Annotated in this window: 10 protein-coding genes and 1 pseudogene; all 11 read left to right on the top strand. The window is 70.7% G+C overall.

Annotated elements, in window-relative coordinates; genetic code table 11:
- The first annotated feature begins 10 nt into the window (after positions 1–10).
- The 11 genes and pseudogenes from ACIRJT_RS19510 (at position 11) to ACIRJT_RS19460 (ending at position 12,796) form a co-directional block, all read left to right on the top strand.
- Entirely contained in the window at positions 11–1,393 is a 1,383-nt protein-coding gene (locus ACIRJT_RS19510) for an ATP-binding protein (RefSeq protein WP_403910767.1), read from the top strand.
- A 144-nt stretch (positions 1,394–1,537) separates the two neighbouring features.
- Entirely contained in the window at positions 1,538–3,010 is a 1,473-nt protein-coding gene (locus ACIRJT_RS19505) for an SCO6880 family protein (RefSeq protein ID WP_403910765.1), read from the top strand.
- Between the two features lie 36 nt (positions 3,011–3,046).
- Positions 3,047–3,499 carry a DUF6238 family protein gene (locus tag ACIRJT_RS19500; protein WP_401636704.1) on the top strand — a complete coding sequence of 151 codons (453 nt, stop codon included), beginning with the start codon at positions 3,047–3,049 and terminating at the stop codon, positions 3,497–3,499.
- A 25-nt stretch (positions 3,500–3,524) separates the two neighbouring features.
- Complete coding sequence (locus ACIRJT_RS19495; protein WP_403910763.1) at positions 3,525–5,030, top strand: ATP-binding protein; 1,506 nt, start codon at positions 3,525–3,527, stop codon at positions 5,028–5,030.
- Positions 5,031–5,301: 271 nt separating this feature from the next.
- Positions 5,302–5,988 (top strand): hypothetical protein, encoded by a 687-nt coding sequence (locus tag ACIRJT_RS19490; RefSeq protein ID WP_403910761.1) that lies wholly within the window; start codon positions 5,302–5,304, stop codon positions 5,986–5,988.
- 133 nt (positions 5,989–6,121) lie between these two features.
- Positions 6,122–7,273, top strand: a complete 1,152-nt coding sequence (locus ACIRJT_RS19485; protein WP_403910759.1) for a hypothetical protein — start codon at positions 6,122–6,124, stop codon at positions 7,271–7,273.
- Between the two features lie 93 nt (positions 7,274–7,366).
- The gene (locus ACIRJT_RS19480; RefSeq protein ID WP_403910757.1) at positions 7,367–8,134 is read left to right on the top strand and encodes a hypothetical protein; all 768 of its coding nucleotides are present in this window, start codon (positions 7,367–7,369) and stop codon (positions 8,132–8,134) included.
- Between the two features lie 26 nt (positions 8,135–8,160).
- Entirely contained in the window at positions 8,161–8,658 is a 498-nt protein-coding gene (locus ACIRJT_RS19475) for a hypothetical protein (protein ID WP_030578046.1), read from the top strand.
- A gap of 203 nt (positions 8,659–8,861) precedes the next feature.
- Complete coding sequence (locus ACIRJT_RS19470) at positions 8,862–10,136, top strand: hypothetical protein (protein ID WP_403910754.1); 1,275 nt, start codon at positions 8,862–8,864, stop codon at positions 10,134–10,136.
- Positions 10,137–10,201: 65 nt separating this feature from the next.
- Entirely contained in the window at positions 10,202–10,915 is a 714-nt protein-coding gene (locus ACIRJT_RS19465) for a hypothetical protein (protein WP_403910753.1), read from the top strand.
- A 95-nt stretch (positions 10,916–11,010) separates the two neighbouring features.
- Positions 11,011–12,796 (top strand): annotated as a pseudogene (locus ACIRJT_RS19460) (type IV secretory system conjugative DNA transfer family protein).
- Positions 12,797–12,844: the final 48 nt, after the last annotated feature.

Raw genomic sequence — 12,844 nt, 5'->3', positions numbered from 1 at the left:
AGGTATCGCTATGGGAGTCTGCGACTTTCCGCTGATGGACAAGGTCTGCGGAGCCGTCGATTTCGCCAGCAACCCCGCCGGGGCCGTCACCGATGGCATCGGGGCGTGGATCGCGAAGTCCGCGGGTGAACTCGCGGCGAGCGCGGCGGATCTCGCCGCCGACGCCGTGAACTCGACCACCGCGATCGACCTCAACGCGCAGTGGTTCAGGACCAACTACGAACTACTGCTTCCGATCGGCCTCGCGCTCACCGTCGGCTTCTTCTGCATCGCCTTGGTGTCCGCCGCTTGGAGGCGGGACGAGCGCGCCTTGGCGCAGGCTGCGGTCGGCACGATGACCGGCGTCCTGTTCAGCTTCTGCGCCGTCGCCTTCACGTCCGTCGCGATCACGGTCGTCGACGTGCTGTCCGACGGCCTGTTCCAAGCCGCGAACACCTCGGTGGACGACGCCATCCGCCGCATCATCAACGTGCAGCAACTCGGAGCGATGTACGGCCTGGGCTGGGGCGTCCCGTCCCTGGTCGCCTTCGGCTGTGCCATCGGCGCGTTCATGTACTGGTGCGTCATGGTCGCGCGGAAGGTCGGCGTGCTGATCCTCGTCTCCCTGGCGGTCTTCGCCGGAGCGGGCGGCGGCTGGGAGGTGGCGAAGCGCTGGCGTCGCGGCTGGATCGAGGCCACCGCAACGCTCGTCGTCTCCAAGCTCCTGATGACGGTGGTCTTCCTCATCGGCGTCTCGGCGATGGGCAAGGCCGACTCGCAGGACGGCATGGCCGCGCTCTCCGACGCACTGGCCGGACTCGTCGTCATGATCTTGGTATTGCTCTGCCCCTACGCGACGTACAAGTTCATTCACTGGGCCAGCGACGGCGGCAGCAACGACGATCTGCACCGCACCGGCGTCGCCGGAGTGGCGGTTGCCGCAGGCGCCGCGAAGACGGCCGGCACCCTCGCGATGCAGGCCGGCACCGGCACCCCCGCCCCTCAGGGGCCCAGCGAGGTTCCCGGCGCGGGGAGCGACGGTGTCACCTCCGGCATCAACCCCACCGGCAGGAATCTGAGCAAGGAGGGCATCGACTCCGGACCGCCGAAGGCCCGGACGAACTTCCGGTACGGCGAAGACCCGGACGCCTCCGGTGACAAGGGTCGGGCCCTCATCCAGCGGCCCGGCATCCCTCCGCTGATCAACCGGCCCGGCGGCACGGAAACCGCCGATGGCGAGGACGGCTCCGCAGCCCAGCCCGCTGCGGTCCCGATCCCGGGCGGGAGCATGCCACGCGTCGGCTCGGCGTCCCCGGGCGGCCCCGGGTCTCCGCCCCCGACCGGCGCCGGTCCGTCGCCCACCGGGTCCGAGACGAACTGGGTCTTCCCGACCCGTCCGCCGTCCGGATCCTGACCCGCCACGAGTACGGGGGCGGGCTGCCACCCAGCAGTCCGCCCCCGCCTCCCCCGATCACCACCGAAGGAGCCCTGCCATGTCCTCCAGAAGAGCGCCGCGCCCTCCGCCCTGCCGCACTCGCACCGACTGTCTGGACCCGCCATGTCTGCCCGATCCCAGGCCGAAACCGCCTCGGCCACCGTCAAGTTCCCGCACCGCTCGCGCCGAGGCGTGCTGCTCGGCCTGACCGTCCCCCAGCTCATCGTCGCCGGGTTCACCGGGCTGCTGCTGCTCGCCGTGATCATGACCCGTGGCGTGGTCGGCGCCCTCCAGCTCATCCCGCTGTGGAGCGCCATCGCCCTGCTCGTGTTCGTCCGCAAGCGCGGTCGGTCCCTGGCCGACTGGACTCCGATCGTCCTCCGGTACGCGCTGCGCCGGATGCGGGGCCAGTTGATCTGGCTCGCCCGCCCGTCCCGACGTCCCGTACGCGAGGGGCACCTCAATCTGCCGGGCACCTCCGCCAGCCTGCGTGTGGTCACCGCTCCCGACCGGCGGTACGGCGCCGTGCACGATCCCCACACCGGTTCGCTGACCGCCGTCGTCAAGGTCTCCTCCCGCGCCTACGCCCTGCTGGACCCGGGCACGCAGAACGCGAACGTCGCCGGGTGGGGCCGGGCGCTCGCCGCGCTGGCCCGTACCGGGCACGTCGCCCGCATCCAGGTCGTCGAGCGTACGGTCCCCGACAGCGGTGACGCCCTTCGCCGGTACTGGGAGGAGCACGGCCGGCCCGACACCCCGCTCGCGGGCGCGATCTACACCGAGCTGATCCAGAGCGCGGGCCCCGCCGCCGCGCCGCACGAGGCGTACGTCGCCATCAGCCTGGACGCCAAGGCCGCGCAGCGGCTGATCAACCGGGCAGGCGGCGGCCTCACCGGCAGCTTCAGCGTCCTGGCCCAGCTGACGTCGACCTTCGAGCAGGCCGCGCGGACCGCCGGTCTCAACCCGACCGGCTGGCTCACTGCTCGCGAGATAGCGGCTGTCGTGCGCACGGCGTACGACCCCAAGGCCCTGCCCGCGCTGGACCGCTGGTCCGCCTCCGGCCGGCCCGAGGCCGAGCCCGCCGCCGCCGGCCCGGTCGTGGTCGTGGAGAAGGGCGACCACATCGTCTCCGACTCCGCGTTCCACTCCACCTACTGGGTGGAGAACTGGCCTCGCACAACGGTCGGAGCCGGATTCCTGCACCAGCTCCTGTTCACGGCGGGCGTGCGCCGCACCCTCTCGCTCGCCTACGAGCCGGTGAGCGTGGACGCCGCCCTGCGCGATATCCAGCGCAAGAAGGCGAGCGTGGTCGCGGACGCCGCCGAGCGCGCGCGGCGTGGCCAGGTGGAATCCGAGGCGGACGCGATCGAGTACCAGGACATCCAGGCGCGTGAGCGTCAGCTCATCGCTGGTCACGCGGATGTGGCCCTGACGGGTCTGCTGACCGTCTCCGCCGACTCCGAAGAGGAGCTGCGCTCCGACTGCGCGGTGGTGGAGACCGCGGCGGTCGGCGCCGGACTCGACCTGCGTCCGCTCACCTGGCAGCAGGCCAGCGCCTTCACCGCTGCGGCGATGCCGCTCGCGCTCGCGGCCTGACGCCCGCGCCTCCCCGCGTCCGGAAAGAGCACCCTCATGTCCCGTAACCCTGCCCCGCCTGCGCAGGACTTCGTACCCTTCGCGACCGCCGCGCTCGACTTCCACCGAGCGCTCAACCTCCCCGCCGGCCCGCTCGTCGCGTCCCGGGACGAGCTGGACGCCCTGCACGCCCACCTCGTCTCCCTGCACGGGCTGCTCGACGCACACACCTCACGCACCGGTCCCCTCGTACCGGTCGCAGGCGATCACCTCCACGGTGCGCGCACCCGCATCTGGCAGGCCGCCGACCACATCCACAGCGCCTACCACGCTTCACCCCGGCCCGGCTCCGGCGACCTTCCCGCCCGGGAAGCGTGCCGCCCCGGACTGCCCGAAGGCGCTCCGGAACTCACCATCTGCCAGCGCCACCAGCGCACCGCCCGCCTGGTACGGCGCCACTCCACCCCCGCCGACCTGCGCGCGCCGTTCACCGGCCAGATCCGCCACTGACCACTCACCCCCCGGAGAAACGTTCATGCCCAGGACCCGCGCCAGCGCCTCCCACCTGTTCGTCCCCCGCAAGGCATCCAGCGCCCAACAGCGCGCGGCCCGCGCCGGTTTCGCCGCCGCCCGCCGCCAGGCACAGCTGGCCGGGGCACCACCCAAGCACCGCAAGGAGGCCGCCCTCGACCCGGAGCTGCGACCGGTCTACCCGGCGTCGGGGCGACCCGGCCCCGCCTCGGCGCGCGGCAGCAAGCTTCGGCTGCCCGCTCACCGGATGACGACCGCCACGGTCAGCGGCGCTTACCCGTTCTTGGCCGAGGGCGGCCTCGGCTCGTCCGGGATCTTCATCGGCAGGGACGTGCACGCGGAGGCCGCCTTCTGCTATGACCCGTTCGCTCTGTACAACAGCGGGCGGATCGAGGGCTTCACCAACCCCAACGCGGTGCTCGCGGGAATCATCGGCATGGGGAAGTCGGCGCTGGCGAAGTCCATCGCGACGCGGGCCATCGCCCACGGGTACAAGATCTATGTGCCCAGCGACCCGAAGGGTGAATGGTCGAACGTGGCGCAGGCTCTCGGCGGCCACACCATCGCGCTGGGACCGGGGCTCCCCGGGCGTCTCAACCCTCTGGATGCCCCGGCGCGACCCACGTCGGTGACCGCAGAGGACTGGTCCGCCGAAGTACGCAAACGGCGTCTCGCGCTGCTGGCCAGTCTCGCCCGCACCGTGCTGAACCGCGATCTGCTCCCGATGGAGCACACGGCCCTGGACCTCGGCCTGGACCTGGTCGTCGCCGAGGCCACGAATCGCGGCACGGTGCCGCTCCTCGGCGACATCGCCGATGTCATGGGCTCGCCGGACCGCCTCGACCGCGGCTTCGGCCGCCCGGCCGGAGGAATGGGCCACGCAGCTCAGGACCTTGCCCACGCCCTGCGTCGGCTCGTGCACGGCGATCTCAGCGGGATGTTCGACGCCCCCTCGACCGTCGCCTTCGACCCGACGACGCCGATGCTGTCGATCGACCTCTCCCGGCTCGGTAACTCAGGCGACGACACCGGCCTGGTTCTGGCGATGACCTGCGCCAGCGCCTGGATGGAGTCCGCTCTCGCAGACCCCGACGGCGGACGACGCTGGGTGATCTACGACGAAGGATGGCGCGTCCTGAAGCACATCGCGCTGCTGGAACGGATGCAGAGCCAGTGGAAGCTCAGCCGAGGGCTCGGCATCGCGAACCTGCTGGTCATCCACCGGCTTTCCGACCTGCTCAGCGCGGGAGACGCCGGATCGCGCGGCCGGGTGCTGGCCGAGGGGCTCCTCGCCGACTGCAGCACACGCATCATCTACCGGCAGGAGAGCGACCAACTTGCCGCAGCAGCATCCCTGTTGGGACTCACCGGAGTAGAAACCCAGGCCGTCTCCGCCCTCACCAAGGGCAGGGGCCTATGGAAGGTCGCCGGACGGAGCTTCGTCACCCAACACCTCCTCCACCCTTCCGAACGCGAACTCTTCGACACTGACGCACGCATGTCGGGCTAGCTCAACCACCGCTGCCCGCAGCCGAGTTGACGGCCCCTGCGGGTCGCCTGCCTCCCGAGGCGAGCTACACCCCAGCGGCGATCCTCAGGGTCGGCGAACCGCCGGTCGACTGGAGTGACCGGCCCACCCCAGCTCACCACCGAGCCGCCGCGCCGAAGCCCGCGTCCAGACGCGGTTCCGCCGGCCCGCAGAGGAACACGTCTGCACCCACCGCCAACCCCCTTCGCCGCCGTATTCGCGGTAGCACCGCCACAGGAACCAAGGACTCAACGTGCCCACTTCGCCCTCATCCAACGAAGACCGGCCACCGGCAGGCAACGACCACATCGCGTGGCGGCAACACGTCCCGGCACTGGCCTCCGCTGCCGCCGGCATCAAGCAGGCAGAAGACGCCTGGGACGCCGTCTCGGACTACTTCTGCGACCACGACGGTTGGCCCGTGGACGAGAAGGGCTACGCGGACGGCAAGGTCGTACGCGACGCCCAAGCGTGGAAACACGTCGAGGTCTTCCTCGCTCACGGCCCCGAGGTACTGGCCGGGGTCCGCGCCGCCGCCACCGGCGCCGACTACCTCGGGGGGCCGATCAGCGAGGACCTCCGTCGCCTGAGCAGCATCGACGCCGCCCTGAAACGAGCCGGACAGATCCAGCGCGAGTGGGACGACGTCATAGCGATCATGGACGGCTCCCTCCCCGGCACCCGGGCGCTCTACGAGGGCCGGGCCCAGGAAATCCGAAACGCCGAGGGCTGGCACGACGCGCACGAGCTGTCGCTCCACGGTCCGGCGCTGGTACGGGCCGCTGAATACGTGACCAACCGGCCGGAACCCGAGCAGCCCTCGCAGACCGAGCGGGCGCGAGTGGCTCTCAAGCGATCCGCCTCCGGCACCAGCACAGCTCCACCAACCCCGCCCCCTGTGCCTCCCGCGTCGCCGACGCCTCCCCATCGGTCCCGCTGACGCCACTACCACCGCATTCCGGCTCAGCCAAACCTGCCGATCTCCGGATCCTCATAACACCGGTACCCATACACGCGCCCCTCACGTTGACCCGTGTCGTCGACCATGGGGCGCTCGGCCACGGAGACCACAGATGCCCCCCGACCAGCCCCTGGTTACCCTCCAACGGGAGGGCGCGCGTATCACCGCGCGTACAAGCGGGCCCGTTGCCTCACGGGCGCCGGACAGCGATCCGGAGCACGAACGCGGGTACGGGCACCTCACCTCCCCCCTTCGGCAACGCGGCCTGGTCTGCACCGTCGAGTACGGCCTCAGCGACTACTTCGTCCACACCTCGCTTCCCGACGGCAGCAATGTGATCATCTCGCCGCCGCAGGAACCGTCCAGCGAGCACCCACCGGGGTACCCCGAGAGCTGGCTCGTCACCCGCCACCGAAGCGCTGAGCCGGCGGTCTACGAAGTGATCTACGACTCGGAGCCGGACGGCCCCCACGCCCGGCACCGCGGCGACGTCACAAGGTTGCTGGCTGCCGTCGACACCCGTCTGGATCAGCTCGGCGTACCTCCACGACCGACGCCGAAACGGTTCGCTCACGACATCGCCGCCGACGCGGTGCTCCACCGCGCGGGCTTCGTCCCCGCCGTCGAGTTCGGCGGTGGGCACTACCACCGGCTGCCCTCGGCCATGACCGACCCGGATGAGCAGCGGCTGGTGGTGACCCGGGCCTTCGACATGCTGCGGGCCGACGGCTTCGGTGTCTCGTGCGACCCTGACCTGCTGGAACACGACGCGCCTCCCTTCCTGATCCCGGAGACGAGCCTCGGCGACCGCCTCGGGTTTCTGGCCAAACACATCAAGGCGTCGACGCATACGCGCGACATGGTCGCCAACCTGAGCGAAGTGACCGCCCCGGGCGACGGCGTTCTTCACCGGGTTGTGGAGATCCTCGACACGACGGCCGAGTGGTGGGAAGGGTTCGGCGAACCGGCCGATCACCGTTACGCGCAGCGTCTGCGCTCCATCGCCGAGAGCCTCGACTCCTACGCGATCGAGCTGCGCGCGATACGCGGCGATCTGGCCGACCGCCATGCCGTGCACCCCGGGAAGGCCCGGAGCCGTACGAACCAGGTCGCTGCTTCGACGCCTGCGCCACCACGGGTACGTGCTGCTCTCGCGCCCTCGCCGACGGCTGCGCAGCGCCGCGCTGCCTCGGCGCTCCCTGCCACGGCGGCGGCCGTCCGCCCCGCACCTTCGGCCCGCCCCTCGTCCGCCCCCGGTCGCTGACCACTTTCCTCTCGGAGTCCTCCGTGCCTCGTACCACCAGAACCATCCCGGCCCTGGCCCCTGCCCTGCACGCCCACACCGGATGGATCAGCCATGCCCACCCATTACCCATCACTTCCCGATGTCGCCTTCGGCCACCACCCTGACCACGGAATAGTCGCCGCGAACCCAAAGCAACTCGTCTCCACCGCCTGGATGTTGGCGCGGTTCGACTTCCACCCCCTACCGGACCAGCCGACACTGTACGCACTGGCCGATCAGAAACGTGATGGACCGGGCCGTACCTCCCGGGCAGTCGCGCTACTGCGCGAGGCCGGCTACCAGGTCGACGTGGACGCCGCGTACGACCCCTCGCTGACCTCCCGTGCGAATCCCACCCGTGACCAGGCCCCGCGCGCAGATCCCGAGGTGGCGTTCGCCGAGCATCCGCAGCTCGGCATCGTCGCGGCTACCAGCGACCACTCCTCGGCGCTCGGCGGTCAGCTCATCCTGGAGGAGCACGGCTGGCGGCTGGACCCGAATCTGGACATCTACACGCTGCCCGTCACCGCCGACCGCACCGAGTCCGTGCAGAAGGTCGCCAGCGCCACGGTGGCGATGCAGCGGTCCGGCCTCCAGGTCGCTGTTCATCCCCGCCTCGCCCGCGACGCGGCACTGCGCCGCGCTCCCGCGCCCACGAGCGCCGAGCGCCTCCTCCCCGGTCAGGGCGCCATCCCCAACCACTCTCGCAACACCGCCGCGCTCGCAGCGAGCCCAGCGCGCTCGGGCCTCCGGGACAAGGCGCCGACTCCCGCCGCCGCTGCCTCCGGGGCTTCGGGGCGACCCGTGGACCCGCGCATCGCGTTCTCCCGAAGTCGATAACACACCTTCTGTAAGGAGCAGTTCTCATGGCTGTGAAGACCATCTGGCCCATCACCCACTCGTGCGGCCACCACGACGAGCGCGACCTGTCCGGCCGGGCGGCCGACCGCCGCGCGGGCTTCGCCGAATGGCTCGCCAAGCAGGAGTGCACGGACTGCTGGCGGGCCGCCAAGGAGGGGGACGAGCAGGACAAGGCGGCCTGGCTGGAAGCCAAGCGAGCGGAAGAGCAGGCCGAATCGGAAGCCTGGTCGGAGCAGTACCGGATGCCTCCGCTGGAGGGAACCGACCGGGCCGTCGCCTGGGGCATGCGCTGTCGTCACCAGATCCTGGCCGCTGCCTATACCGCCCTGGTCCTCGAAGGGGAGACCGATGAGACGGAGTGGGAGGCGATCGAGGAGGCCGCGCGCTTCGTTACTCGCGCCGGGTGGTGGATCGACCAGCGCTCCTCCGGACCCGGAGACCTCGCCGAGCTGCTCCAGGCCGCCACCGAGGCCGACCGGCCGACGGAGAACCCTCACTTCTGACGGTCCGACACCACGCCTCGACACGTCTCAGCGATAGCGGGGCACACCCGAACGAGTCGCCTCACATGGCCTCGATGCCTCGGGAAGGTCGGTGGCATCTACCAGCGAACTCCGGCCGGTCCAAATCGCGGATTCTGCGGATTCTCTTCGCTTGACGGCCCGAAAGTCCGGCTCGTGTCCACTACTCCTCCGAGGTAGACGCCGTGATCGCTCACCTGCAGCGTGCCAGTAACACCGTGGGGCTGCTCTCGTACCTGTACGGTCCCGGCGAACGTGGCGACCACGTCAGCCCTCGACTAATCGCGGGCGAAGGTCACGGAGCCCCGATCGAACTACTCGCCGAGCCCGACTCGCTGCCCTACTTGGCGCACGCCCTCGACGCACCCGTCGAACGGCTCGGGACACGTGCACCCGCGCAGCCGACATGGGTCTGCTCGGTCCGCTCCGACCCCCGGCAGCCAGACCTCACCGACCCGCAGTGGGCCGCTGTCGCCCGGCGCTTGGTGGACGCCACCGGAATCGCCCCGGAAGGCGATCCGGACGCCTGCCGGTGGATCGCCGTACGTAACCGGCCACGACAGGTGCACGTCGTGGCCACCATCGCTCGCGAGGACGGAAGCCTCCACAACGCCTATCGCGACGCCTTCCGCCTGCAATCCGAGTGCCATCTTCTCGCCGCCGAGCTGGGCCACCTGCCCATCGCTCCGCAATCGACGCCCCGAACCCAGGAGATCCGCATGCCTTCTCCCTCCATCACCATCACCGCCGAGCCCAGCGGCAGCGTCTCGGCCAAGGGGGCCAGCGACGACCTGTCCGCCACGCTCCTCAAGCACGCCGGCTTCCAACAGATCGACGACTGGTACGGCCGACGTCACCGCCTCCCCACCACCACCCCGGCCGATGACCGGGCGGCCATCGCCACCCACGCTGCCGAGATGCTCCGCGCCGCTCGCTACGGTGTCGACCTCGACCCCACCCTCGACACCACCACGGCGTTCACCGCGGCGAACCCGCTCGGGCCCTACGCCGCCGGAGCGGAACTCCTCCGGCTCACCGAACAGATCAGGTCTGCCGAGACCGGCGCCGACCTGAAGCAGGCTCTCGACCACCTCCTTGATCCCGAGCACGGCGCGCTGGAGCGCATCCGGGAGGCACTGGAGGCGGCAGGCGAGCAGATCACCGATCTCGACGACGAGGCGTTCCAGCTCGCCGACCGCTTCGGCTTCGCCGAGGACTTCGTCCACTCGGCCATGTCGGAACTCGTCGATTCGGAAGACGAGTTGCTCGGTGTCGGCCGTGCGCATCAGCCCTCGGACCAGGCGCAGACGCGCTCTCGATGGCTACCCCAATTCCGAGGCGCCGCCCTCGCCGCTTCGCCTGCAGCGGCCAAGGCTCAGGTCTCCTCGTCTCCCGACTCTCGGTCGACGCAGCCCAGCGCGGCGGGCCTCCCGCCGCGCGCCCCAGGCCCCCGACTGTGACTCAGGTCGTCCTGGCCGCCGCCAGCCGTCGACCCGTCGCGCGCCCGCAGTCGGATCGGCCGTCCATGACCACTACCCGGGAGGGCAACATGCCCGAGCACTACTCCAGCATCGGCGAGGCCGTCGGCGCTGCCATGCAGCACAACATCCGGCTCGCCCAGCGCAGCGAGGCACTCGGCTCCGACAGCCCACTGCAGGCCCGGTACCTGCCCAGCGCCTCCGCCGACCCGTACTCCGTCCGCGGAATGATCGCTCGCCTCCACGAGGACGCCACGCCCGAAGAAGTGGCCGGGATCATCGAGGAGATCAATGGCGCGCTGGTCGGGGCTCTGCCCGAACTGAGCGAACTCGTCGCCGCTGCCGCCGACTGGACCCGTGGCCGCCTGGAGTTTCCCGCCGACCCCGAGGTCTATTCCACTTGGGAGACCTGGAAGGCACTGGCCGCCGCCCACGAGATGCTCCATGACGTCCACGAGGAGTTAGCGGTCGCTGCGGACGGGGTCGCCGCGTGCCCGGCCCAGCGGGCAGACCTCCGGCATCACGAGAAGGTCCGCACCCTGCGGAGCCGAGAACTGCTCGACGACGTCTTCGGTGCCGGCTCGGTCGCCCCGGACCTGGTCGCTCGCACCACCGAGGGGAATCTCGATCCCGAGGTCCGGCGGCAGGCAGTCGCTCTCCAGGTCTCGCCCGTCGCGGCCAAGGCCGGCGTCGAGACCAGCGCCCCGGCGCCCGCCACGCCGCCCCCGCCCACGGCACGGCCTGCCGGTCACCAGCGCTGAAACGTTCCCCTCCGACCGTCAAGGAGCAGACCCGTGAACGACACGAGAGCCGAGCGCGCCCCGCCATCGCCCGCTCGCACACCCAAGGAACCACCGTGCTCCCACGTACCAGTGCACCCTCGACCACCACCGGGTCGGACGCGCTCCTCTACCTCCTCTTCAGCGTCCTCGGCGCCGCTATATCCTTCGGCTCCCTCGCCTGGCTGACCGGCAACGTCACGAACTCCGTTGTCGGTAGCGGACCGTGGGCCCCGTTCCGCGCGACGGATGCCCTGCTGCACCCCGAGATGCTGTGGCCGACCCTGAGCACCACCGCGCTGCTGGTCGGCGCCCGCCTCGTCCCCGGCCTGATCACTCTGGCCTTGGGCACCACCGGCCTGGTGCTGTGGATGCGCTGGCGCTCCGGCTCCAAGACCGGCCTCGCCCGGAAGGGCGAGCTGGCGCCGCTGCTGGACAAGGAGAGCACCGCGAAGGCGCAGAGCCTCCGGCCCTCCCTCAGCGACCGGGAGCGTAAAAGAGGTCGCGCCCGCCGACCGCGGCATCCTGCTCGGCACCCTCGACCCCGGTCGTGCCGAGGTCCGGGCTTCCTGGGAGGACGTGATCGTCGCGATCATGGCTCCGCGAAGCGGGAAGACGTCCGGACTGGCGATCCCCGCGATTCTCTCGGCTCCCGGCCCGGTCCTGCTCACCAGTAACAAGGCCGCGAACGATGCCTTCACCGCGACGATGGACGCCCGCGCCGAGGTCGGCACGGTCTGGGTCCTCGATCCGCAGCAGATCGCTCACCATCCGCGAGAGATGTGGTGGGACATCCTGGCCGACGCCCGCGACCTGGCCGGGGCGAAACGCTTGGCCGGGCACTTCGTCTCCGCGAGCGTGGACGAGTCGTCCGGCTCCGACTTCTGGTCCACCGCCGCGAGCAACACCCTCGGCGCGCTGTTCCTGGCCGCCGCCAGCCACCGGCGGCCGATCACCGACGTCCTGGCCTGGCTCGCCACCCCGGCCGACCGCACCCCGGTGGACCTGCTCACCGACGCCGGCCACGACGCGGTCGCCGCCCAGCTCCAGGGCACCGTCTCCGGCGCAACCGAAACCCGCGACGGCATCTATGAGACCGCGAGGCAGTACGCGAGCTGCCTGCTCGACCCGGACGTCGCCGCCTGGGTCACCCCGAACAAGGACCTCCCCGAGTTCAAGCCCTTCGCCTTCGCCACCTCCCGCGACACCCTGTACCTCCTCAGCAAGGACGGCGGCGGCAGCGCGAGCGCGATCATCGCGGCTGCGGCCGACGCCGTCATGCGCGCGGCCGTGATCGTCGCCGAACGCTCCGGCGGACGACTCGACCCGCCCGCCCTGTGCGTCCTCGACGAAGCGGCGAACGTCTGCCGCATCTCGGATCTCCCGGACCTGTACAGCCACCTGGGTAGCCGAGGTGTGATCCCGATGACGATCTTGCAGTCTTATCGGCAGGGCCAGCGGTGTTGGGGCGAGGCGGGTATGGACGCCCTGTACTCCGCCGCCACCGTCAAGATCATCGGTTCGGGCATTGATGACGCCGACTTCGCCGACCGTCTCAGCAGGCAGGTCGGTGACCACGATGTCCAGACCACCTCGGTGTCGAGGAGCGAGGGCGGTAAGTCCACCTCGGTGAGCATGCGCACCGAGCGGATTCTGCCGCCCGACGCGATCCGCGCCCTCCCGAAGGGCAAGGTGCTGCTGCTGGCCACCGGGATCCGGGTCGCCATGCTCAACCTCAAGCCCTGGTACAAGGAGCCCTCCGCCAAGGTGGTCGGGCCGGCCTCCGCACGTGCCACGAAGGCGATCACCGAGCGAGCCCTCGCCAAGACCATCGGCCACGACGACTTCGAGCTGTCGGCATGATCGCCCCCGTCCCCGAGGCGCTTCTGCATCGCAGCCGGCGGCCTCTGG

Source organism: Streptomyces sp. NPDC102283 (assembly GCF_044766265.1).
In the GTDB taxonomy this organism is placed as follows: domain Bacteria; phylum Actinomycetota; class Actinomycetes; order Streptomycetales; family Streptomycetaceae; genus Streptomyces.
This window is presented reverse-complemented; position numbering and strand designations above follow the sequence as displayed.